This window comes from Ferroacidibacillus organovorans (assembly GCF_001642725.1).
Taxonomy (GTDB): domain Bacteria; phylum Bacillota; class Bacilli; order Alicyclobacillales; family SLC66; genus Ferroacidibacillus; species Ferroacidibacillus organovorans.
Genome location: NZ_LSUQ01000002.1, coordinates 78,733 through 101,562 on the forward strand (window position 1 = coordinate 78,733; position 22,830 = coordinate 101,562).

Genomic DNA, 22,830 nt, shown 5'->3' on the forward strand with positions numbered 1-22,830 from the left:
CGGGCGGGGTGGTCTTCCCGCTTCTGCTGCGCGCTGCCCTCAACCATTTACAATCACACCGCCGTTGATGTGCAGCACCTGACCTGACATATACGATGAATCATCCGACGCCAAATACACATAGGCGGCCGCCAATTCATACGGCTGACCCGCACGCTTCATCGGCGTATCTGTCCCAAACTGGGCGACATCCTGCTCCGTGAACGTTGACGGAATGAGTGGCGTCCAAATCGGGCCTGGCGCCACCGCATTCACGCGTATGCCAGCGCAAACGAGCGACTCCGAAAGCGAGCGCGTAAATGAGACGATCGCTCCTTTGGTCGATGAATAATCAAGAAGGTCCTTGTGGCCCTTATACGCAGTAATCGATGTCGTGTTGATGATGGCGCTACCCGGTTTCAGGTGCGGAAGTGCCGCTTGCGTCATGAAAAAGAAGGAAAAAATGTTCGTGCGAAACGTGCGCTCCAATTGCTTTTCTGTAATGTCCAAGATGCTCTTTTGAGGATGCTGCTCTGCAGAATTATTGACGAGAATATCGAGGCGGCCGAATGCTGTCACTGTATTTTCGATCACCTTTTTGCAAAATTCTACGTCCCCAAGATCGCCTGCCATTAGAATGCAACGTCTCCCAAGCGATTCGACGCGCTCCTTTACAAATTTGGCGTCATCGTTTTCATTAAAATAGACGATCACAAGATCCGCTTCCTCTTTGGCGTACGCCACCGCCACAGCGCGACCAATTCCGCTGTCACCACCTGTAATCAATGCGACTTTTCCTTGCAACTTTCCAGTTTGATGCCAAGCACGCTCAAACTGCGGAAGTGGCGTCATCTCCGACTCGATGCCAGGTTGCTGATTCTGATGTTGAGGGGGAAACGCGTTTTGTGATTGATTCTCCATAGGGACAAATCCAACTCCTCGTGACCATTTACAGGTAACTTAACCGAATGCGACATTCCACATCCCATCTCTCCCCTTTTCTAAAGAAGGTCGCTACCGCAATCGATTGCTCGATCAAGTTGAGAGATTGCGCCGTATCCTGTATCGTGAACATGTAAATCGCATGATACAGGAAGGGATCCTTCATGATTTTTGGATTCGGCTTTGGCAATCCGCTCGTCAGTTTGCTCATGCTCGTTGGAACCAGTTTGCTCAGCTATCTCATTTATCGCGCCACGCAGAAAAACAACCGTGAGCGAAGTCGCCCCACGCGCGCCGAATTGCGCAATTTTTATTATGAGCAGCGAAGACGCGCCAGGGAGTTATCTACAGAGTTCGACCTTACCGATGATGAGATCGAACAAAAATTGGATCGCGAGATTGGACCGCCCGCTCCCCCTCGCGGCTAGCCCTTTCCGCTAGACTCATGTTCACACTCCCATCATGTAAACTTCACGGTTCGCGCAGGTCCGAAAGGAAGTCATCCCGTGTCCATGCTCACGCCCACAAGCGCTCCACAACAAGACAAAAAACGCTGGCTCATTCTGATTTCCGTCGGATTAGCCACGCTGCTCTCGAGCCTGAACAACAGCATCGTCAACACCATTCTCCCCTTGATCGGAAAAGAGCTTCACATCTCGCTCGGAGAATCGGAGTGGATCGTTCTCATCTATCTCCTTGTCCTCAGCTTGCTCTTATTGCCGATGGGTAGATTTTCGGATCTGCTCGGTCGCAGACGCATCTTCCTGTTCGGATTTGTCAGTTTCATCGTCGCATCCGCCATCTGCGGTCTCGCACCCTCTTACGGGCTCTTGGTTGTCGGACGCGGTCTGCTCGGCATCGCAGGCGCCATGCTGTTATCGGTTGGCCCGGCACTGCTCACCACGACATTCCCGCCCGAGCAAAGGGGCCAAGCGCTCGGACTTCAAGCCTTGATGACCTATCTCGGACTAGCGCTCGGCCCTGGCGTGGGAGGATGGCTCGCCGATACGCTCGGTTGGCATTCCGTATTCTACAGCGCCATTCCCGTTGCGCTCATCGCGCTCACACTTGCCCTTCTCTCCATCCCGCGACAGACGCGCGGCAATCAGGCCATCCCAGCGTGGCCAAACACACTCAGCTTCATGGTTTCGATCAGCGCGCTCGTCATCCTGCTCAATCCAGGTGTCATCCACGCACACAAGCTACTGTTCTTGATCGCTTTTTTCATCCTTCTCGTCATTGCGGGTGGTTTGTTCGTCATCCTGCAAAGAACATCCACTCGTCCACTGATCGATCTGCGACTGTTTCACGTCCGCAATTTCCGGTACGGAAACACGGCTACGATCCTCAACTATTTGTGCTTTTTTCTCGCACTCTTTTTGCTGCCATTCTATATGACCGAAGTACTCGCTTTCTCAGCCACACAAATTGGCCTGTGGTTAACCCTCATGCCCATTCTCATGATGATCAGCGCACCTCTCGCCGGCGCCTGGTCAGACAAAATCGGATCACGCGTACTCGCCTCCGCCGGAATGATCTGCAGCACACTCGGACTGCTCGCATTCGCCCTACTCGGCATCCTAGCGCCGCATACCATGCTGAATCGAATCGATCTTGCGCTCGGTCTCACCCTCTCAGGACTTGGCACAGGTCTGTTCGCCGCGCCTAACAATGCGGCGATTCTGCGCTCTGCCCCTCAGGCACAACAAGGCATGGCGTCAGGTACGCTCGCAACATGCCGCTATCTCGGCATGATGGGTGGAATCACCGTTGGCGGGTCGCTCTTTGACGCAATTGACCTGTACCTAAACGGCACAGGCCAATCGTTTGCGAATTCATTTTTGCACGCTTTCATCATCGTCATGGGCATCGGCGCGCTCTTTGGCATTTTGGGCTGGATCGCAAGCATGATGATGCGTGAACCAACCGCGCAGCCTCGTTAACGCAGTGCGCCGTGCGCCAACATGGCGTGAACGCCCTTAACACCATTCACGATTTGTGTGACCTGCAAATCGACAACCAAGCTCGCCAGTGCCAAAGCTTCGGCGCGACTGTAGCCGAACTGCTCTTGCATCAGATCGAGCATCCCATCGAGTGCCATCATCGTCGCCTCGTTCAGATCTTCGTGAAACCCAAACGAGATCCAGTGCGTCGGCGTCTTTGCGCGCGGCATCGACAGTCGCATCTCATCATGCACGATAAACGTCAAATCAACCTCGTCCATCGGGCACTCCAGCGCCGGCACCGCCACCTCGCCATTCCCCTGCACGCCGTGCCCATCTCCGACGGAAAAGAGTCCTCCGGCGACCGCAATCGGGAGAAACAAAGAACTGCCCGCGATCAACTCCTTGCAATCGATATTTCCACCGCAAAAACGGGGCGGATGCGTTGGATGCTTCCCCACCTCTGCCGGTGGCATCCCCATAAGCCCCATAAAAGGGCGCAGCGCCACCCTGTGACCAAACTGACTTGTCGCCATCATCCGCTCCGGGTCAATCGTCCAGTTCAAGAGGCACGTCGCAGCGTCTACAAGCCCTAAGCGACGATTGACAGGGTGATCAAATCCGCCAGCACGTGTATACCCCCACAGCCCCGGCCGGATATGATTGACGCGCACCTCAAGCGTTTTTCCAGGCTCAGCGCCCTCAATCGCCACAGGCCCGCACAGCGCGTGACCTAGTTCATTTGGTTCAAAGCGCCGACGCGTCCCATCTTCCGAAAATGGTTCAAGTCCGAAACCCGCATCAAGCGTCTTAAACCGTACCGTGTCGCCTGACGAAATCGTTAAAACAGGCGGAAGATCCACCGAAAAATGCCCGTGCACCGTGCCCTGCTTTGGTTCGAGCGTGTGAATGGTCATCCGAGCTCCTCTTCCGTCTCTCGCACGGCGCGCGCAATCACCTGCAGTCCCTGTTGCAGCGTCTCGTCCGAGATCACCAGCGGGGATAACAGGCGAATGATATTGCTGTACACACCAGCCTTCACCGTAATGAGTCCATATTCCAGGCACTTTTTCGTGACAAGCGCCGTCGCTTCCGCGTGCGGTTCTTTCGTCGCTCGATCCTTGACCAGCTCAATTGCGATCATCGCACCCTGACCGCGCACATCGCCGATAATCGTGCTCTTCTGCTGTAATTCGCGCAGAAATGAAACACTCTTCTGCCCAATGTGTTCCGCGCGCGCGGGAAGCTGTTCGCGCTCCATCACTTCGATCACCTTGAGCGCGGCCGCGGCCGCCAGCGGATTTCCGCCATACGTTCCGCCTAGAGAGCCGACTTGCGGCGCATCCATCACGTCCGCTTTACCGACAACTGCCGCAATCGGAAGCCCCGCACCCAGCGACTTTGCCACGAGAATGAGATCCGGATCGAGCGCGTCGTAGTGCTCCGCGGCAAACATTTTTCCCGTTCGCGCGAAGCCAGACTGAACCTCATCAAGAATAAACACGATTCCACGTTCGCGACAGACGTTTCGCAGCAGCGGAAGATAATTGGTGGGAGGCACAACAAAACCGCCCTCACCCTGCACAGGTTCAACGATGAGCGCCGCCACTTGATTGGCCTCCACATACGTTTCAAACGCTCGAACAACCGTCTCCACGGCTTGTTCCCCTAACGTCTCTTCATCCAGTTCGCTGCGATATGGATTGGGAAAAGGCATGCGATAGATTTCCGGCACAAACGGTCCAAACCCTGTCTTATAGGGAGTCACCTTACTGGTCAGCGACATGCCGAGCATCGTGCGCCCGTGAAACGCTCCTTCAAACGCAATGACAGCTGGGCGACCCGTGAAACTACGCGCAATCTTGACCGCATTTTCAACCGCTTCGGCGCCCGTGTTGACAAGAAGCGCTTTCTTCTCTCCCACAATCGGAGCAATGCGGCAGAGTTGTTCCGCCAATTGAAGATAAGGCTCGTTCAGCGTCACGTGAATGCACGTGTGAAAGAGCTTATCTGCCTGCTCTTTCACAGCTGCGATCACCTCGGGATGGCTGTGTCCAACGTTCATGACACCAATGCCTCCGGCAAAGTCGATGTATTCCCTGCCCTCCTCATCCCACAGTTTCGCACCTTCTGCGCGCACGACCGCAATCGGGTTCTGCACTGAGACACTCTTTGTGACATAGCGCTCACGAAGCAACGCATTCGCTTCTCTCTTCGTTTTCATCATCGTCGGTTGTGTCACTCACGATTCCCCCAAAGTTAATAAATTGTTGTCCTGAATTCCAATAATTTATATGAGTTTCAAGACATCTTGTATGCAATCTATCAGATAATTGATTATAAATAAACAGCCAACAACGGTGAGATGTTGAGAATAACCCATGAATATGCAACAATTCAGTAGAAACCAGGACAGACGGGAGACAGAAACCATGAGAACCATGAAACTTAGCACCAGCACTTTAGAGGTTCCTGTCGTAGCGATAGGGTGCATGCGAATCAACGCATTGGACAAGAAACAAGCGGAAACATTCGTGCAGACTTCACTCGAAGAGGGCGCAAATTTCTTCGATCACGCGGACATCTACGGCAGCGGAACATGCGAAGAGATTTTTGCCGATGCGATCCGAATGAGTGACGATGTGCGCGAAAAGATCATTCTCCAATCCAAAGTCGGCATTCGCAAAGGATCCTTCGACTTTTCAAAAGAACATATTCTCGAAGCGGTCAACGGCAGTCTGAAACGTCTCAAAACGGACTATTTGGATGTGTTACTCCTTCATCGACCGGATGCGTTAGTGGAACCCGAAGAGGTGGCGGAGGCGTTCGATCTGCTCGAGCGCTCCGGCAAAGTGCGCCATTTTGGCGTCTCCAACCAAAAACCGATGCAAATCGAATTACTTAAGAAACATGTCAAGCAACCCCTCGTGGCGAACCAGTTACAACTGAGCATTACGAATGCGACGATGATTTCAAACGGAATCAATGTAAACATGGAGAATGACGCCGCGCTCGACCGAGACGGCAGCATCCTCGACTATTGCAGGCTTCATGACATCACGGTTCAACCATGGTCGCCCTTCCAATACGGATTTTTCGAGGGCGTTTTCCTAGGTAGCGACAAGTTCCCAGAACTGAATCGCATCATCGATGCTGTCGCGGCAAAATACGGAGTCAGCAACACGACGATTGCCATCGCGTGGCTTCTCCGCCACCCGGCGAAAATGCAACCGATTACCGGCACGATGAATCTGGAGCGTTTAAAAGACTGCTGCAAAGCGAGCGATATTACGCTTACGCGCGAAGATTGGTACGAGATTTACCGCGCGGCTGGCAACATTCTTCCCTAAGCAAGCTGGTCTGCAAAAACAGCCTCCCCCTGCCAAGAGGTTGAGGCTGTTTTTCAATTTGCAAGAACCGGACGGGTCACACTTTGGCGCGCATTATTCCTTCAATACGTCGCAGAAGAAACGGCCATGTGGAACGCCTGAAACGTATGTCGCACGCTGTAAACGTTGTACACGTCACGACCAAACGTCCAATACAAATGGGAATACCGCCCCACAGGCGTATTTTTCACCCACATGTACCCGTTTGTTTCAGGTAACAGATGCGTATGCAAATAGGCGACCATTCGTTTCGCCAGCGCAAGATCAGATGATGCGGAACCCGCCTCCACATCAAACGTCCACAGCCCCTCGTGCCAGCGCACGATTCCGAGGTCACTGTAGATTTTTCCAACAATACCGTTGCCAAGCGATACAACGCGCGACGTCATTCCGACGAAATTCGGTGGCGCGGACATTTGTTTGATGAACTGCAGCGCAGTCGGATTTCCCATAAAGCGCTGTACCCCAAATGACGCGATTGGATTTGCGTAACCGAGATGGGATGCGAAGGGAGACAGAGTGATTGTATACTGATCCTTCTGTGCCTGTGTCTGCACCTGTGCTGCGGACATTTCCTTTGCTGTCATGAGAAAGTCAGTCGGCGCGAAAAGGGGGAGATTTACCGTCGGAGTTTGTTGTAGCGACGTTAACGCGCGCGAGATGGGGGCTGGAAAGACCGCTTCGGGTGCACCATGATAAGGCGTCATGCTCACCGCCATCCTCGCGGCGGACAGCGCGTGGTGGTAATCCCAGTCGTTGTAGACCACGTTGCCCACCGCATAAGAGAGGTACGTATGCTGTCCATCACCCGCATTGTCCATCATAAGCATGCCGTGCGTTTCGGGCAGTAGATGCGTATGCAAATAACGTACAAGTTGCATCGCTGCGCCTTTCGCGGAATTCATCTGCATATCATGCACTTGAAAAAACCATTCCCCTTCACGCCAATCAATCAAAACCGTGTTACGGCCCGTATAGACGGAACTCCAGATACCAAGCCCCAGGTTCATGCGCGATGATTTTAGATGTTGCGCTCTGGGATTAATGTAACCGAATCCATAAGAGGTTGTGGACTGTGGCGTCACCTCAACCTGCCTTAATGCCTGGGTAGCGGTTTTAAACTCCGTCGCGCCAAATCCTCCAATCACCGCGGCAAGGCCAGTATTTGACGGTTGATAGAGCACTGGGCTGTTGAGACCGGCTCGGGTTGTGGACAATTGCAGACTGACATGATACTGATTTGCCGTCGCAGAGGCCGTCGCTGCGAGATAGGATCGGCCGAGAGCCCCGTTTCCGTTCCCCGCGAACAACGGCGCCACGAGGGGAATGTCGCTCCGTTTTTTCACGTATTGCATGGCTTGCGTAACGACCGGATTGAATGCGGGCCTGTTGATCGCTCGCTTCGACGCAGCGAATGCGTCAGAACTCGGCATAAGTACGGAAGTACAAGCAAGCGTCGTGATGAGCAGTGAAGGTAGGATCCGCAAGAATTTCATGATTACAAATATCCCCCGTCATCTATTTTCTTCGTGCAAGTTATAGACGATCAGGAATATCTGCAGGTTTCATCCATAATTCTCCTTCGCCAGTCAAGCCTAAAACCAGATCGGCCACGGTTACTCCTTGAATCAAGGCTATACCCATCCATGCTTGATTCGATAAATTTTCCTTGGTCTCCCTTTCGCAGTCGGCGTCTCTTGCCCAATTACTTCAGCCAATTCACTGTGATGCAAGGAAGACAATATTTTCCTCGCATTCCGTTCTGACATCCCCAAAATCTCAGAAACAGAAGAAGCTGTGATGTATTTTTGTGCAGAAGCTTCCTGCGTAGAAAGCATTCTGTCATACGTTACGATGTTGATCTTTGCGTGATGGAGTTTATCCGAGAGTTCTTTGTCGTCGGTGCGAAACTTCATTTTTCTCCCGCTCGACTCTCGAAGAGGACCGTGAATGACTCCCATTTCATCCACGAGGTAGATACCTATATCGTGAGCTATCTTTTCGGCGTGATTTAAAGCGAGCCGCGCGTTTTTTTCAGCTTCTAATGCTGTGGTTCCATAACCCATTCCGATATTTGCGGCAAGCTTTGTAAGTCACGTGATTTGATGCAAAAGATGAATCGCGCGGTCGATTTGTTTTTCAACGATGCCACGTGTTGAAAAAATCATAAACCGACCATTACCGATCGAAACAAACGTCCCCAAAACCTGCTCCGTATAATCGAGAAGAAGCCCTTGTGTTTTTAAATAGGTGCGATAGATATCATAAAAAACATGATCTTGATCCATCAATGTATTGAAATTTGAAACCTGTACAATCTGTATTGCAATTTGACTATGTTTGAACTGTTCTGATTTGATTTCACTCACAACGGAGATCATCATGCGACTCGTCGCTGTTTCGCGATAAGGCAATAATAATGTCGGTATTTTTTGTCGCTGTAGCGATTCAAAGACGAGATGGTTCCCTGTGACGCATAGCTTCACACGACCTTCCTGATAGTGAACTTTATGAAAAGAGAGGAGATCTTCGAAAGCGTTCGATGCAATTTCCAAACGTCCTTGATAGCGATAGACGTTCTTGACGAAACGAAGTGCCACAATGGCGTCCTGCACCTCTTCTTCACTCATGTTATCAATACTGAAATGATCCGCTAAACCATCGCTCTCTTGTTCAAACGGTGCAATCGCCCTTATCAACGCTAAAGCATCACGCGACACAACGCGGGATTTTTGAAACACTGCTTGCATTGTGGCAACATCGTGCGCCAATTGGTCCGAAAAAATCCAGGCATCTATTCTTTCTCGCGTTTCACACACCACATTTGCAATATCCTCAAGTCGATCATATTTATATTCATGCAGAATAAACTCATCCGTAGGTAGTCCATGCGAAAGCGTTCCCAATATCGTTTTAAGTAATACTAGAAAGTCGTTTGATCCAAGGACTGCAAGTTGAATCTTCATGATTTGCCTCCGCGTCCATCCATACTTCATCCATCAAGCAAATGTCAAACGTTCACAACAACCACTATACCATTCACGATTCGTATTCATAGCATAAGCGGAATACATGCAAAAAATGGATTGACAGATTACGCGACAAGGCTGTAGTTTTAATTAACGGGCGTATTACGGTATAATTCCGAAAATGACACTGGAATTGCCTTAACACACGTTCGTTTCTTGATAGCTACATAACCATCGATTTTGAAGGGGGATTTTAGTGAACGAAGACAGATTGTTAAAAAAGCGACTCGGTATTTGGTCGCTATCTGCCGCGTCACTTGGAGGCGTGATTGGATCCGGGTGGCTGTTTGGCGCAATGTACGCCGCCAAAGCGGCTGGACCGGAATCCATCGTGGCCTGGATTGTCGGAGCGATCGCCTTTGGCTTGGTTGCCCTCGTATTTAGCGAACTGGCCATCGTCAAACCCGAGTCGGGCGGATTGGTACGCTATCCGATGTACACCAATGGTTCACTTGTCGCATCCTTGGTCGGTTGGGGAATTTGGCTCGGATATGCAGGCAACCCGCCAACAGAAGCGTCCGGAATCGTGCAATACGTATCGACCTTTATCCCTGGAGTCTATAACGGTTCCACATTGACCCCTACCGGAATCTTGCTCGCTGTGGTATTAATGATTGTATTTGTGCTCGTAAACTACTTTGGCGTACACATTTTCGCAAAAGTGAATCTCGTTGTCACAATCATCAAGTTCGTCGTGCCAACGCTTACACTGATCGCGTTTTTTATGTCAGGATTCCATCCGCAAAACTTTACATCCTACGGTGGATTCGCGCCGTATGGTTGGTCCGCAGGTCTGAGTTCTATTGCCACAGCAGGTATTGTGTTTGCCTATACCGGATTTCGCGCTGCAGTCGATCTATCCGGTGAAGCTGTAAATCCGCGAAAAGATATCCCGCGGGCCGTTCTGCTCGCCATTTTCGTTGCAATGATCCTCTACATCGGTTTGCAAGTCGTGTTCATCGGGACCGTCCCCACATCTTCCCTCGCAACAGGGTGGCACGGTGTCAATTTTAATTCACCTTTTGCACAAATCGCGATGTCCTTAAACCTCATGTGGCTGTACTGGATGCTTATGGCGGACTCAATGATCTCCCCAGCCGGTTCGAGTCTTGTCTATACTGCATCCAATTCCCGTGTCGTGTTTGGTCTTGCAAAGAATCGATTTTTCCCTCGCTACTTTGCAAAAATCAATGAAAAATACGGCACTCCCACGCGAGCGCTCATCCTGAACTTCATCGTCGGACTATTGTACCTTTTCCCGCTCAAGAGTTGGCATAACATCATTTCAACAACAGGTGCGCTCGGCATTTTTACCTATTCAGCGGGCGCCGTTTCCGTCTTGGTGTTTCGCAGAATGGGGATCACACAAGCAGACCAACGCATGAAGGCGATGAACCTTGTTGCGCCACTCGGATTTGTCGTCGGATCTCTCATCATCTATTGGGCGAGTTGGGGTACGCTTCAGACGACGATCTCGCTCTTGTTCATCGGCCTCGTTCTCTATGCCATCTCGTTTTTCATTAACAAGCAAGGAAAACGTGAACTGATCGGCGGAACTTGGCTCATCATTTATCTCATCGCGATCTTCACCCTCTCCAAATTGGGGAGTTTTGGCGGACTAAACGTAATTCCCGCCCCGCTTGATTCGGTTGTCGTCGCGATGGTTTCACTTCTCTGCTACTACTGGGCGGTTTCCTCCGGAACAAAATTCATGAATACAAAAGAGACGGGCATTTCCGATACGCAAGAATTCATTTCCGAAGTCTGACCAGAATCGCAAAGAAGCCGTGGAGACACCTGCCTGACGGTAATCTCCACGGCTTCTCTCTTGCCCTAGCCACCTGAAATTGCCTTTAAGATCCACACCTCGGATCCGTCCGCCACTTCTTCTGAGACGTGCGCACATGTCGGAAGTCGACGGCCAGAAACAAACACGCTGAGATGCACACGAAAACGTCCATCCGGCTCCGCCAACCACGATGCCATTCCAGGATACTGAAGGTTGAGCATTTCCAGAATCCCTGCACATGATCGTGCCTGAACCGTCACCACAGAATCGGCGTGAAATTCGTCAGCGAGATCGAACGGCAAGTGTACCGTAATCATTCTTCCTCGACCGCGACGACAGAATAAATTCGCGGCAAATGCTCCGCCAAAAGACGCCAATTCTCCCCTTCATCCATCGAACCATAGACGGCTCCCGAAGTCGTTCCGAAGTACAGACCGAGCGGTTCTCTGCCATCTCCGGTAAATGCGTCCCTCAGAATCCCAGTGAATGCCTGTGGAAGTCCGCGCTGAAGCGACTCCCATTGTCGTCCGCCATCCCGGGTACGGTATACCGCAAGGGCGTGATCTGGTGACCAGCGCGGCCAGCGTTGAAGTGGCAAGACATAGGCGCGTTCAGGATCGAGTGGATGACCAACAATTGGAAAACCGAAATCAGAAGGTAATTGTGCACCGACAGACACCCAATGATCACCGCCATCGTCCGAGCGATAGACCCCTCCATGATTTTGCAGCCAAATCCGTCCCTCGAGGGTTGGTGAGAGCCAAAACTTGTGAACGCATTGTCCCGATTCGGGAAACTGCTGATCTTCGGGCATAAATTCCGCCTGAATCCCCTGATTGATCGGTTGCCAATGCTCACCCTCATCATCCGAGCGATAGATTCCCCCTGAAGAACAGGCAATGTAGAGACGATGGGGCAGGAATGGATCTATGGCAATCGTGTGCAAACACTTTCCGCCATACCCAGGCCCCCATGTCTCGTGCGTCGGGTGTTGGCGCAGTGCGCGCACCTCGGTCCACGTGTCACCACCGTCTGTTGAGCGAAATAGACCGCTCGCCTCAACCCCCGCATACAAGGTTTTTTCTCCAACCCAGCGGATAGACCAAACACGCGTCACGCGTTCCGGGTCCTCTGCGTCATATTGCAGCCCGCTGCCACCTGTATCCCATGTTTCACCCCAATCCAGCGATCTGCGGATGGATGGGCCGTAAAACTCCGAATTTACACCTGCGTAAATCGTTCCAGTCTTCGGGTCAAACGCACTGGTATACACAGGATCACCCAACAACACCGGTTCAAGCGCGCGCCACTCTTCTCGATGATCCGTCTTGAATCGAAAGAGTCCTTTCGCGGTTCCCACCAAAAGATACACACTGCCACATCCCTTCACTCTGCGTGTCGTGTCAATTCTACCAGATGATTTCGATACTTCCATTATCAATACTCGATGATTGCGGACAAATCCGATGGTTCATTGCAACAAGTCCTTATTCAAGACGACTTGCAGGGAGCGTAAACCCAAACGTCGATCCTTCACCCTGAATGCTCTTTACAAAAACAGAACCGCCATGCTGCTCAACAATCTCTTTCACAATCGCCAGACCCAGACCAGATCCCCCGGTGTCCCTACAGCGCGAATGGTCCACGCGATAAAACCGTTCAAAGAGATAAGGCAAATGTTCTGCCGCGATTCCCAGCCCCTGATCCCGAATCGCGATCTGTATTCCGCCCCCTCTGTCACGATTTTTCCTCAAATGCCACTCAATTCGTCCACCATCCGGTGTGAATTTCATCGCATTCGTCATCAAATTCACAAGAACCTGGGTCACCCTTCTGCGATCGATCAAAGACCATTCAGAATCCAACTCCGAATCAATCGTACAGGTAATTCCGCGCACCTTGCAGTCCACTTGATAGATCTCCCTCATATTTACAAGGAGTTCAACAAGATCAACCCGTGAAACATTTAATTTGAGTACACCTGCCTGCGCATCACTCAACTGTTGCAAATCGCTTAACACCGTTCCCATGCGAATCATCTCATCATACAGCACTGTGAGCTGTTCATCCTTCAATTCACTGATCCCTAATTGCACAGATTCGATTTGATTCGCTATAATTGTGATAGGGGTTCTCAACTCATGCATGACATCCGCCAACAATCGTTCCCTCGCCTCTTGCACCATCGTTAAGTGAGTCTGCATCATGCGAAAAGCATTCAGCACCTCTGCAACTTCGCGATCTTCTCCAACTGGTATGGGAAGATCAAAGATGTGCTGCGTAATCCCTTTTGCGGCAACTGTCAATTGTTCCAAAGGTTGAAGAACGCGTCGGAGCACCTGGATGGCAATCAAGGTTGAGAGTGTGATGGCTACAATAATACAAAAACCCTGTAACAGAGAGAAAAAACTGAATAATTGATGACTCAATTGCGCGAGAGGCGGCGAGACGGTCGGCCGGACAAAAAGCGTTCCGATCGATTGATCCATCACGACGATCGGACTTGTTAACCAGGTAGACTGTGGTTTCACATTCTCGGGATAGGAGATCAACACCTTATGATTCGAGAGGATACGATACTGCGTATGTCCGAGTACAAGTCCATCAATGGGGAAAAGGGATTTCGGCGAGCGAATCAACGCCAGAAATGTCCATGAGTCACCATGCTCCACATATAAGGCAGAAAGCACCCTTGCCCAATCATCAATCTGATCTTGGCGCACATGTTCCGTATAGACACTCAGTTCTTGCTGGATCACGAGTTGCGACCCAGCAAAATCGATAAGCCCAATAAAAATTGCCAGCAATCCAAATAAAAAAAGCAACCGCCGACGCAGCGAATGGAATCCTATCCGCTGCATTAGTTACGGTCCTCTGACGTAAGGCAAACGATTTTATATCCCACACTGTGAATCGTTTTTAAAAAACATAAAGAATCGATTTGAGCTAACTTTTTCCGCAGATGGCTCATATGAGAGGTTACTTTATGCGACGTGGCATCATCCAAAGATTCCCCTGACGCGATCAGTCCAGCCGCATTAGCCAGTTCAACTTTGCTGCACACAGCCCCAAATCTTGAGAAGAGGAGCTCCAGCATCTGACTCTCCGTTACGGTCAGGATCACCTCGTGAATCCCTGACCGTAAGGAAAGCGCTGACGTTTCGAGCAAACAGTTGCCGACGCGGATCAGCGAATTTATATTTTCCGAAGTTTCACTACGTCTCTCTCGCTCCATGACCAATCGATTTACTCGAGCGAGCAGTTCACGCAAACTGAATGGCTTTACAACGTAATCATCTGCGCCTCGCTCCAATCCGTCGATACGATCTTGTTCACCCGCTTTGGCTGTGATCAAAATGACATACACGACACGCTGTGACTTTACCGTTTGGCAAATTTTCAAACCGTCAATGCCAGGTAACATTTGATCTAAAAGAAGGACGTCATAGGATTCCGTCAACGCTCTTCCAAGCCCGGCGTGACCATCGTGCGAGATGCTGCATGTGTGTCCATTCTGCTCCAAAAATAGTCTCAGGATCTCTGCAGTTTTTGGCTCATCTTCGACAATCAGCACATTCGCCATGGAGGTCGCTCCTCATTTACAGCCATGCAATTGAAGCATATGGAACAGTCTAATTAGAAGATTACCTTGTCAGTGTAAGCGTTTCGTGAATAATCGTAAAAGAAATGGTAATGATCCCCTCGCACCACTGAACCGATTAAACCCACAGCGTTTTTTTCTCCCAACTTGTTCGCCTTCGAGGCACCTGACGTTGTTCGGAATAGCCTAGATAAATCGCCGCGACAAACGACGCCTCATCACCTACGTTCAAAAATGATTTTACGTGAGACCCTTCGAAATACTCTGCCGTGCGCCAGATCGCTCCCAGTCCTAGATCATGCGCACAGAGAAGGAAATTTTGTACAGCCGCCGCTGTCGCAGAGAGATTTTCACGCGATACAACTGCGTCCTTTCCCTGATCTGAATAGACACAAACGATCACAGGCGCGCTTAATAGCTTTTTACGTATCTTCTCGATCTCCATCGATTGGCGAACATCCCCGAACATCCTTCGTGGGTACGTTACGCGTTCCCGAATCAACTCCCTGCGTTCTTCGGGTGACGATTCATGAACGTAACCAGATGCCCCAGACATTTGCTCGGCAATCGCCTCTGACAAACGAATGCGAGACTCACCAGCCAAAACACGAAATTGCCATGGTTCGGTCATGCGATGATTGGGCGCCCACGTCGCTGACTCCAAACACTTCTCTAATAACTCTCTAGCAACGATCGCATCAGAAAATTTCTTGATGCTTGACCGCGATTGAATGGCGAAAAATGTTTCCATGCTACATCTCCCTCCGATAAAAATTCTTATTGCTGCTCAGCACGCAGACACAAACGCTCTCTTTCTCGCTGCGTCTGCGTGCAAGCGTCATAAAACACACCTAATTTGTAATGGACTCTAAAAGATTAGAGTTGAGCACTTCCGCTTAAATAGGCATCGGCCTGCTGTTGAAGCTGAGTCAGCGCCATTTTTACGCTTGTTTGTCCTGTCACTGCCTTGTAGAAGTATGCGTCAAGCACAGACTGGACTTCATTGTAGGCCGTTGGAACGGGACGAGGGATGGTATACGGCGACGCCAATTCTGAAATCGCTACTCTCGTACCTGGATGAGTGGCCATGTAAGAGGATGGGATCCGCACGGAAGCAGATCTTGTTTCTGGCGGAAACCCAGAGTGCTCGCCCCAATAAATCTGCGGACCCTCACTAAACCACCATTTGATGAAGGTTGCGGCCCCAGCGTTCTGTGCTTTGGTGTGATCGATCATCATCACAAACCCAAGTCCTTGAACCAAATTTGCAGTATGGCCAGAAGACCCCTTGGGATACGCGAAAACGCCCACTGGAAAGCGCCCATGAACTGCCTCGAGGATCTTTTCGTATCCTGCGGATGTCCCATCCGCCACAGCAATTTTCCCCGCGCCAAAATCGGATCGGATATTCGCGCCATGCGCAAAAATCATCTCATGCTTGGCGTACAACGTTCGGAAGTAATTAAAGGTTTCATAAGCCGCAGGAGAAAGGAAGTCAGTTTTGTGCTGGTTTGAACCCGGTAGAAAAAGTTGGCCTCCGTTGGCGAGAAAAGGCGGAAGAATATGCGCAGAAGAATCTTTATAGGCTAAAGGAACCACAGTAGGAAACTTTCTTTTAATAATCGCAAGATCTGCCGCTAATTGTGTCCACGTCTGTGGGACCGATTTAATCCCAGCTTGCTTAAACAATTTTATGTTGTACGTTAATTGCGAGACTTTAGCATCCGCCATGATGCGATAGTGCTGACTTCCCACTTCCCCGTTTGTCCACACACTTGGATAGGTCGCTCCCTCACTCAAGCCACCCTTTCCCATCACATAGGGATTAAGGGATAACAGCGCATGAGCGTTTAAAAATGATCCGTCATAGTGACTGATTTCGGCCAATACCGGCGGGTTTCCCGCAGCCAATGCGCCTAAGGCCTTTGTGCTCGCTTTGGTGACGTCGATCGTCACATGAATACCTGGATGTGTCCGGTTAAACCAATTCACGAGATACGTCATCGAGTCTGCAACAGGTCCCCCATTGTGTGATTCCCAAAGCGTAACTTGCTGAACAGGCTTTGTTTGTGCCTGTACGCCACCCGTCAGTAAACTCGTAACACAATAAAGACCAACGGCTCCGGTTCCCATCAAGGCCATCCATTTCGCATTCATCAAATGCCACCTCCATCAATTTTAACAATCTACAAAAGCGCAATCCTTATCCATCCATCCTTTATTACAGTGATCCCCCCTCTCAAAACTCGGTTTTTCTGACTCATTCTTTAGAACCTTGCTCACCTCCGGCAACCGCCGCAACGATGTGGTTTTGAGTAAACAGAAAAACGATAATAATCGGCACGAGCGCCAGCAGAGCGGCAGACGCGAGCTCTCTCCAATTCGCCTGGTACGTCTGCATATAACGGGTCAGAGCCAACTCGATTGGATCGATCGCTGTGGTATCCGTCATAATCAGCGGCCATTGAAATTGATTCCACGAGGATATGAATGTAAGCAATGTGACCGTGGCAACCGCAGGACGAGCAAGCGGAACCGCTACACGCCGTATGTACGTCCACGAGTTCACATTCTCCACACGCGCAATCTCTCGATAACTGCGCGGAAGTTTCATGAAATACTGACGAAACAGGAAAATACCTGACGTATTCGCTGTAAATGGTAGAATCAACCCAGCGTACGAATTTAGTAGGTGTAAGTGAAACATGACCACATATTGCGGCACCAACAGCGCCTGCCCAGGAAGCATCATTACACCGAGAAACAGATAGAAAATCGCGTTTTTTCCAGGCATGTTTATTTCTGCGAGTGCGTAACCCGCAAGCGCACTACTCACAAGGACGCATCCGATGGTCAGAGACGTAATCAATATGCTATTGAGGAGATAGCGCATCCAACTTGTTTGCGTCAATACCACCCATAGGGCGTGAAAGTGAAACGCGGGTAAGAAGACAGGCGGTAAACTGTACGCCGCACCGCGCGCGCCCGTGGCAATGACAAGTGTCCAATAAATAGGCGCAATAAAGAGGATTGCGATGAAAATTCGAATGACCATAGGCCAACGATTCGACATGATGTACCTCCTCTCACCGATAAAAAACGAGTCTATCGGCAATCCACTTCTGTAAAAGTGTTAACGCTAAAATGAGGATGAAGAGAATCAAACTCATTGCAGACGCGAGCGAGAAATGTTGGTAAATAAACGCGGTTTGATAAATCAGAATCGAATCTGTCGTTGTGGCAAACGCCGGCCCGCCTGCTCCACCGTGTGGACCACCGGTTAACGTATAGATCTGCGAGAAGGTCTGCAGCGCATTAATTGTGGCGAGTACGACCACAAAAAAGGTTACAGGGCTCACAAGTGGCCAGATGATTCGACGGAAGAGATACCAGGATCTGGCGTTATCCAGTTGCGCCGCCTCCATGACCCCGCGCGGAAGCGTTGAGAGCGCCCCGAGAAACAGCACCGTATAGAGTCCTAAAGAGTGCCATAGACTGAAGATCATCACTGCCGGCATAGCCCAGTGAGTACTCCCCAACCATCCCGGTTGCGGCAGATGGAAAAATCCCAAGACGGCGTTGATGAGTCCAAATTGTGGATCAAACAACCAGATCCAGATAATGGAGGTCGCTACAACCGGAGTCACATGCGGTAAAAACACCATGGATCGTATCGCAGACCCACCTTTTGATCGAATTCCCCCACGCAAGAGTAGTGCGAGGCCGAGCGCTAGCATGGTCACCGATGGGACAATCACTGCTGTATAGTACAAACTGTTCGCCAGTGACTGCCAAAAGAGGGGCTGGTGAATGAGAATGATAAAGTTTTCAAATCCGACAAACGCACTCCGGGATGTGAAGATATTCCAGTGAAAAAAGGAGATGTACACCAGAAACACTGCAGGAGCATAAAAAAACACAAGAAAGATGAGCATGCTTGGCAACAAGAGTCCAAACCCAAACAACGTTTCTACATGCCGGCGTAGGGTTAACCTGGAACGCTCAATCATCACTGACATTGGTTTACGCCTCCGAGCCATTCACGGCAGTCAGAATTCGCCTTGATCGTTGTGGAGACAGGTGCGTTTGCTCAGAGAGATCGATGTCGAGTCGTTGCTGATGTTCATCAAACCAGTGAAATGCTTCGTAAGGCACCGTAATCCATACCCGCTCATTGCGCTTTGGCGCACACTCACCGTGTTCAATGAAATAGACAAGCGCATCCTTCCCCCACGTAGCATGAACATGCGTGCGTGCGCCGAGCGTTTCGAGGTGTGTTACCGTGACAAGGATTTGAATTCCTTCTCCCCGCAAAACTTTTATAACTTCTGGTCGAAATCCTAGCCAAAATGTGCTGCCGTTTTGCGGCAATCGATCGATTCCTAACTCCGTGGGCAGTAAAACCGGGATGGTATCATCGTGATTGATCGAACCTAATTCAACTCGGCCTGACCGAACAAGAATCGTGACATTCAAGACATTCATTGGGGGCGAACCAAAAAAACGGCCTACAAAGAGTGTGGCCGGACGGTGGTACACCTCGTGTGGTGTACCGATTTGCTCGATTCTCCCTTTCTGCATAACGAGAATGCGGTCAGACATGGTCATCGCTTCGACTTGGTCATGTGTGACATAGATGGTTGCTACGCGCGACAATTCGTGCAAGTGGCGTAAATCCACACGCATTTTCTCACGCAGGACAGCATCAAGGTTTGAGAGCGGCTCATCCATTAAAAACAGATCGGGTTGTCGAACTAGCGCTCTTCCCAGAGCTACGCGTTGCTTTTGTCCGCCTGAAAGTGCACCAGGTCGTTTGGTGAGCATTTCCTCCAGTTCAAGAAGTTTTGCAACTTCTTCGACACGCTTGCGAATCAACATCTTTTGCATACGAGTGGCACGCAACGGAAACGCTAGATTTTCAAACACGGTTAAGTGAGGATACAATGCGTAGTTCTGAAAGACCATTCCTATCTTTCTTTCACCAGGTGTTGTATCTTTGGCATTCAGACCTGCAATTTGAATGGTTCCTGATGTGGGTTGTTCTAATCCGGCGATCATGCGTAAAATGCTTGATTTCCCGCATCCGGACGGTCCAACAATCACAAGGAATTCATTTGCTTGTACCGTGAAGGTAACCTCTTGAAGTGCCCACTGAGTACCATACTGTTTCGTTACATCATAAAAATGAACTGCATCCACCGCGTTTTTCCTCCCCCACATCACTCTTCATAGAGAGTCTACCAACGCGATGTTGCTGTTCCTCATACAAAGTATCCGATTTGAATTAAAGAATAGAAAATGATTTCCCCTAATTTATACGCGAATTGTAAATAAGATGAGAAGAAGTTAAAACGTTGTCGAACGAAGATAAAAAATAGCCGGCTGCTTAGAACGGCTCAGCACGGCTAGATCAAACACATGGTAGAACAAATCTATGAAAATGGATCACTTCAATTTTTTCATTTTTAATTTTAGTTGATGCTCTACAGATACAACCAGTGAAACAATCAAACCTCCCCATATGAGAACTGCCCCCAAGAAAAATTCTCGCAAAACAAGCGAAGAAATTGCGGATAAAAGGAGTGCGATCATAAGAATAGATGCCAATCTTCGATCGTCGACAAGCAATCCCCATAACGTTTGCAAAACCCTCACAAAATCACTCCTAAGCTAATTTCTGAAAATCTGAGCCTTGATTTGTGGATTTTAAAACGGATTTACAACGCTGTATAATAAAATAGGAGACAAGTAGCAGTGTTACAGCTAAATACAGAATAGAGACATCTTTTTGTGGCCAATGAACCCGCAAGCCCTCTCCCAGCCAAAATGAACCAAAACTAGTCAGCATAATTCCAACAACAAATTTCATGGTGTTCTCTGGCACCTTTGTCAATGGATTCCGTAGAAGAACGCCAGCAAGGATTGTAACAACCGTGGCGATGACTGCGCCGTCAATCGAATACTGCATGTGATTCGTGCTTAGCCCAATGGTAATGACAATAAAAATTGCCTCAAGACCTTCCAAAAATGTACCGCTAAACGCGGTGATAAATGCAAATTGGTCAATCCCGGATTTTACGTATCCAGCCTTGCGTTGACGATCCATCTCCTCATTGTAGCTTTCCGCCTCATCATGCAATGACTTTAATCCAGCGTATCGCAAAATGGCTTTACGCAACCAGCGAATGCCGAACAACAACATGAATAACCCAATGATGAGTGCCACCCAAGGCGTCTGAATCACACGGACAAGCGGGGCACCAATGATGACGACAAGCGCAGCCAATACCAAAACTGCGGTTGCCGCTCCGTATAAGGCGCTTTTCCAGCCACGTATGACACCGACCGCTAAAACAATGGTTAACGCCTCTACAAATTCAACACCGGTACCAAGAAAGCTTGCGAACGAAGCATACAAATCAAACAGATTCAATGCTTTTTCACTCCTCGCAGATTAGATTTCCATCGGTATGTCTACAATTTTGTACGTTGCCATTTAACCACTCAGGTTTATGTCCAGCCTTTCAGAAAGTAGGGATTCCAATTCCCTCAATTTATCTTCTGCATCGCTCCGATTGGAGCATTGAAAATAGTCCCGCGCAGTTAACTTTCGAAACCACTTTCGCAGTCGGTAAAATTTGATGACCCAATCTTCAATGGATCCATGCAGCGTGGGTTCCTTGTACGTGGACACTTCACGAATGAAGCGGACACATTCATCTCTGAATTCTATAAATTCAGCCGAACGCTCCAGGTTCATCAATTCGATCATATGGGTCTGGGTGTTCTCAGAAAACTGGTCGACGTCAAGCCAATGAACATTGCCGCCAGCTTCTTCAATAAAGAACTTGAGTTTGTTCAATTTTTTAATCACTTCGGTTCTAGCCGGTACAATATAGACAGACTGTTGTAGCGAAGCCGCACCAATTCTACGTAAAATACGCCAAGCTCTTACACGTAACGTAGATGTATCTGTTGTGACACGATACGTAAGAATGATCCATCTAGATTGATCTTCGATCAGTATGGCATCACTCTCTCCATAGAACTTCTATTATCCCTACTCAACATATCACAAAATCATAAAAACGCAACCATTGTTTCACTTTTTCGATCCGCTTCACTCGGAAACATTTTATCAGCCAAGTACACCAACTTTATGGTTTCTTTACATCATCTCCATCGCTGAATCACATAGGTCAACTACAATGAAATCATCCCTCAACCATTGGGAGGCAGACCATGACAGTCCCTTGGCTCATTGCAATCGACCTTGACGGCACTCTTTTGCACCCAGATCACACCATCAGCGCGATGAGCAAAGAAACCCTTTCTCACGCGATCGCAAGCGGTCACACCATCGTATTGGCAACAGGAAGACCCCCGCGTGCAGCGCTCCCGTATCACCGTGAACTTCTTCTTACGACACCGCTGATCGCGCTTAACGGCGCAATCCTGTGGGACGAAGCCCAGCAAGAAATCATCACAAAAAAGACCATTTCAAAGTCATCGGCAAACGATCTTATTGACTTGTCGTACGCACTCGGCGGACGTATGGCAGTCGCTGAGATCGGGTTTGAATGCTACTTGCTTCACAGTTTCGGAGAATTGGGATGGACGGACAGCATGACATCCTTTTTTCAGAAAGCCGTCCTTGGTTCCGATCCGAAACGCCAACCGAGGGAAATCCGTCGCGACGATGGATTGCCCGACAGCCCCTGTTCACTTCTCCTGCATGTTCCCCGCAACCAACATGAACGATTTATAAAAGAAGCCAGCCAGCGTCCCACGCTCGATGTACATTTCCGTTCGTGGCGAGACCCCTATGAAGTGATTGAGATCTCTCCATCCGGCGTATCAAAAGCGACTGCCGTCAGGGACGTTAAAAACCGACTAGGGCTTTCCCTTGCGAAAACGCTTGCGTTTGGCGACGAAATGAATGACGCCGATCTCTTGCGCTATGCCGACATCGGGATCGCAATGGCAAACGCCAATCCACAGTTGATTCCTTACGCCGACCAATTCACGGCCAGCAATGATCAGGATGGCGTAGCGCAATACCTCAACACATACCTCCTTGAAAAAACCCGTGAAGCTTAAAATCGCTTCACGGGATTCTTTTGCAGTAAATCGCCCACATCATACTGCATACCCCAGA

22 protein-coding genes are annotated in these 22,830 nt (G+C 49.7%); 5 read left to right on the forward strand and 17 right to left on the reverse strand.

From position 1 onward, the window contains the following. Positions 1-39: 39 nt before the first annotated feature. The gene (locus AYW79_RS01020) at positions 40-900 is read right to left on the reverse strand and encodes an SDR family oxidoreductase (RefSeq protein WP_067560613.1); all 861 of its coding nucleotides are present in this window, start codon (positions 898-900) and stop codon (positions 40-42) included. Positions 901-1,085: 185 nt separating this feature from the next. Between AYW79_RS01020 and AYW79_RS01025 the strand changes: the two genes are divergently transcribed. Both AYW79_RS01025 and AYW79_RS01030 read left to right on the forward strand, forming a co-directional pair. After that, positions 1,086-1,349, forward strand: coding sequence for a hypothetical protein (locus AYW79_RS01025; protein WP_067560615.1), 264 nt, complete (start codon positions 1,086-1,088; stop codon positions 1,347-1,349). Positions 1,350-1,433: 84 nt separating this feature from the next. Next, the gene (locus AYW79_RS01030) at positions 1,434-2,864 is read left to right on the forward strand and encodes an MFS transporter (protein WP_231877929.1); all 1,431 of its coding nucleotides are present in this window, start codon (positions 1,434-1,436) and stop codon (positions 2,862-2,864) included. On the opposite strand, the gene AYW79_RS01035 is transcribed toward AYW79_RS01030, so the two are convergent. Further along, entirely contained in the window at positions 2,861-3,781 is a 921-nt protein-coding gene (locus AYW79_RS01035; RefSeq protein WP_067560620.1) for an acetamidase/formamidase family protein, read from the reverse strand. The genes AYW79_RS01030 and AYW79_RS01035 overlap by 4 nt on opposite strands. Continuing rightward, positions 3,778-5,106, reverse strand: a complete 1,329-nt coding sequence (gene gabT / locus AYW79_RS01040) for a 4-aminobutyrate--2-oxoglutarate transaminase (protein WP_231877923.1) — start codon at positions 5,104-5,106, stop codon at positions 3,778-3,780. Before gabT ends, AYW79_RS01035 begins: the two co-directional genes overlap by 4 nt. Before the next feature lie 190 nt (positions 5,107-5,296). Here gabT and AYW79_RS01045 point away from each other — a divergent pair, with 190 nt between their 5' ends. Further along, positions 5,297-6,214 (forward strand): aldo/keto reductase, encoded by a 918-nt coding sequence (locus tag AYW79_RS01045; protein WP_067560622.1) that lies wholly within the window; start codon positions 5,297-5,299, stop codon positions 6,212-6,214. Between the two features lie 101 nt (positions 6,215-6,315). Here the strand turns inward: AYW79_RS01045 and AYW79_RS01050 are convergent, their stop codons facing one another. From AYW79_RS01050 to AYW79_RS01060, 3 genes are all read right to left on the reverse strand, one after another. Continuing rightward, complete coding sequence (locus tag AYW79_RS01050; RefSeq protein ID WP_067560624.1) at positions 6,316-7,749, reverse strand: hypothetical protein; 1,434 nt, start codon at positions 7,747-7,749, stop codon at positions 6,316-6,318. A gap of 138 nt (positions 7,750-7,887) precedes the next feature. Next, positions 7,888-8,169 carry a helix-turn-helix domain-containing protein gene (locus tag AYW79_RS01055; protein ID WP_156481952.1) on the reverse strand — a complete coding sequence of 94 codons (282 nt, stop codon included), beginning with the start codon at positions 8,167-8,169 and terminating at the stop codon, positions 7,888-7,890. A 177-nt stretch (positions 8,170-8,346) separates the two neighbouring features. Next, a complete protein-coding gene (locus AYW79_RS01060; RefSeq protein ID WP_067560628.1) occupies positions 8,347-9,219 on the reverse strand; it encodes a hypothetical protein in 873 nt (290 codons plus the stop codon). 259 nt (positions 9,220-9,478) lie between these two features. On the opposite strand from AYW79_RS01060, the gene AYW79_RS01065 reads away from it, so the two are divergent. Beyond that, positions 9,479-11,050: an APC family permease gene (locus AYW79_RS01065; RefSeq protein WP_067560630.1), complete on the forward strand. Its 1,572-nt coding sequence runs from the start codon at positions 9,479-9,481 to the stop codon at positions 11,048-11,050. 65 nt (positions 11,051-11,115) lie between these two features. On the opposite strand, the gene AYW79_RS01070 is transcribed toward AYW79_RS01065, so the two are convergent. The 11 genes from AYW79_RS01070 to AYW79_RS01125 all read right to left on the reverse strand — a co-directional run bounded on the left by AYW79_RS01070 (position 11,116) and on the right by AYW79_RS01125 (position 21,699). Next, positions 11,116-11,388 carry a MoaD/ThiS family protein gene (locus AYW79_RS01070; RefSeq protein WP_067560633.1) on the reverse strand — a complete coding sequence of 91 codons (273 nt, stop codon included), beginning with the start codon at positions 11,386-11,388 and terminating at the stop codon, positions 11,116-11,118. Further along, positions 11,385-12,443, reverse strand: a complete 1,059-nt coding sequence (locus AYW79_RS01075) for a WD40/YVTN/BNR-like repeat-containing protein (RefSeq protein WP_067560635.1) — start codon at positions 12,441-12,443, stop codon at positions 11,385-11,387. Before AYW79_RS01075 ends, AYW79_RS01070 begins: the two co-directional genes overlap by 4 nt. Before the next feature lie 115 nt (positions 12,444-12,558). Then, entirely contained in the window at positions 12,559-13,932 is a 1,374-nt protein-coding gene (locus AYW79_RS01080) for a sensor histidine kinase (protein WP_067560637.1), read from the reverse strand. After that, positions 13,932-14,654 (reverse strand): response regulator transcription factor, encoded by a 723-nt coding sequence (locus AYW79_RS01085; RefSeq protein ID WP_067560639.1) that lies wholly within the window; start codon positions 14,652-14,654, stop codon positions 13,932-13,934. Before AYW79_RS01085 ends, AYW79_RS01080 begins: the two co-directional genes overlap by 1 nt. Positions 14,655-14,790: 136 nt before the next feature. Further along, on the reverse strand, positions 14,791-15,423 hold the full coding sequence (locus AYW79_RS01090; protein WP_067560642.1) for a nitroreductase family protein: 633 nt from the start codon (positions 15,421-15,423) through the stop codon (positions 14,791-14,793). A 125-nt stretch (positions 15,424-15,548) separates the two neighbouring features. Next, positions 15,549-16,829, reverse strand: coding sequence for an extracellular solute-binding protein (locus AYW79_RS01095; protein ID WP_067560644.1), 1,281 nt, complete (start codon positions 16,827-16,829; stop codon positions 15,549-15,551). 103 nt (positions 16,830-16,932) lie between these two features. Beyond that, the gene (locus AYW79_RS01100) at positions 16,933-17,745 is read right to left on the reverse strand and encodes a carbohydrate ABC transporter permease (RefSeq protein WP_067560645.1); all 813 of its coding nucleotides are present in this window, start codon (positions 17,743-17,745) and stop codon (positions 16,933-16,935) included. A 13-nt stretch (positions 17,746-17,758) separates the two neighbouring features. Continuing rightward, on the reverse strand, positions 17,759-18,691 hold the full coding sequence (locus AYW79_RS01105) for a carbohydrate ABC transporter permease (RefSeq protein ID WP_067952809.1): 933 nt from the start codon (positions 18,689-18,691) through the stop codon (positions 17,759-17,761). A 4-nt stretch (positions 18,692-18,695) separates the two neighbouring features. After that, on the reverse strand, positions 18,696-19,871 hold the full coding sequence (locus AYW79_RS16240) for an ABC transporter ATP-binding protein (protein ID WP_067560650.1): 1,176 nt from the start codon (positions 19,869-19,871) through the stop codon (positions 18,696-18,698). A gap of 466 nt (positions 19,872-20,337) precedes the next feature. Continuing rightward, complete coding sequence (locus AYW79_RS01120) at positions 20,338-21,105, reverse strand: COG4280 domain-containing protein (protein ID WP_067560653.1); 768 nt, start codon at positions 21,103-21,105, stop codon at positions 20,338-20,340. 63 nt (positions 21,106-21,168) lie between these two features. Next, positions 21,169-21,699, reverse strand: coding sequence for a Chromate resistance protein ChrB (locus AYW79_RS01125; protein WP_335583208.1), 531 nt, complete (start codon positions 21,697-21,699; stop codon positions 21,169-21,171). A 215-nt stretch (positions 21,700-21,914) separates the two neighbouring features. Here AYW79_RS01125 and AYW79_RS01130 point away from each other — a divergent pair, with 215 nt between their 5' ends. Next, complete coding sequence (locus AYW79_RS01130; protein WP_067560657.1) at positions 21,915-22,772, forward strand: Cof-type HAD-IIB family hydrolase; 858 nt, start codon at positions 21,915-21,917, stop codon at positions 22,770-22,772. Positions 22,773-22,830: the final 58 nt, after the last annotated feature.

Coding starts and splice junctions, on each gene's coding strand:
- AYW79_RS01020 (WP_067560613.1), bottom strand. CDS start 900: ATGGAGAATCAATCACAAAACGCGTTTCCCCCTCAACATCAGAATCAG.
- AYW79_RS01025 (WP_067560615.1), top strand. CDS start 1,086: ATGATTTTTGGATTCGGCTTTGGCAATCCGCTCGTCAGTTTGCTCATG.
- AYW79_RS01030 (WP_231877929.1), top strand. CDS start 1,434: ATGCTCACGCCCACAAGCGCTCCACAACAAGACAAAAAACGCTGGCTC.
- AYW79_RS01035 (WP_067560620.1), bottom strand. CDS start 3,781: ATGACCATTCACACGCTCGAACCAAAGCAGGGCACGGTGCACGGGCAT.
- AYW79_RS01045 (WP_067560622.1), top strand. CDS start 5,297: ATGAGAACCATGAAACTTAGCACCAGCACTTTAGAGGTTCCTGTCGTA.
- AYW79_RS01050 (WP_067560624.1), bottom strand. CDS start 7,749: ATGAAATTCTTGCGGATCCTACCTTCACTGCTCATCACGACGCTTGCT.
- AYW79_RS01055 (WP_156481952.1), bottom strand. CDS start 8,169: ATGAAGTTTCGCACCGACGACAAAGAACTCTCGGATAAACTCCATCAC.
- AYW79_RS01060 (WP_067560628.1), bottom strand. CDS start 9,219: ATGAAGATTCAACTTGCAGTCCTTGGATCAAACGACTTTCTAGTATTA.
- AYW79_RS01070 (WP_067560633.1), bottom strand. CDS start 11,388: ATGATTACGGTACACTTGCCGTTCGATCTCGCTGACGAATTTCACGCC.
- AYW79_RS01080 (WP_067560637.1), bottom strand. CDS start 13,932: ATGCAGCGGATAGGATTCCATTCGCTGCGTCGGCGGTTGCTTTTTTTA.
- AYW79_RS01085 (WP_067560639.1), bottom strand. CDS start 14,654: ATGGCGAATGTGCTGATTGTCGAAGATGAGCCAAAAACTGCAGAGATC.
- AYW79_RS01090 (WP_067560642.1), bottom strand. CDS start 15,423: ATGGAAACATTTTTCGCCATTCAATCGCGGTCAAGCATCAAGAAATTT.
- AYW79_RS01095 (WP_067560644.1), bottom strand. CDS start 16,829: ATGAATGCGAAATGGATGGCCTTGATGGGAACCGGAGCCGTTGGTCTT.
- AYW79_RS01100 (WP_067560645.1), bottom strand. CDS start 17,745: ATGTCGAATCGTTGGCCTATGGTCATTCGAATTTTCATCGCAATCCTC.
- AYW79_RS01105 (WP_067952809.1), bottom strand. CDS start 18,691: ATGTCAGTGATGATTGAGCGTTCCAGGTTAACCCTACGCCGGCATGTA.
- AYW79_RS01130 (WP_067560657.1), top strand. CDS start 21,915: ATGACAGTCCCTTGGCTCATTGCAATCGACCTTGACGGCACTCTTTTG.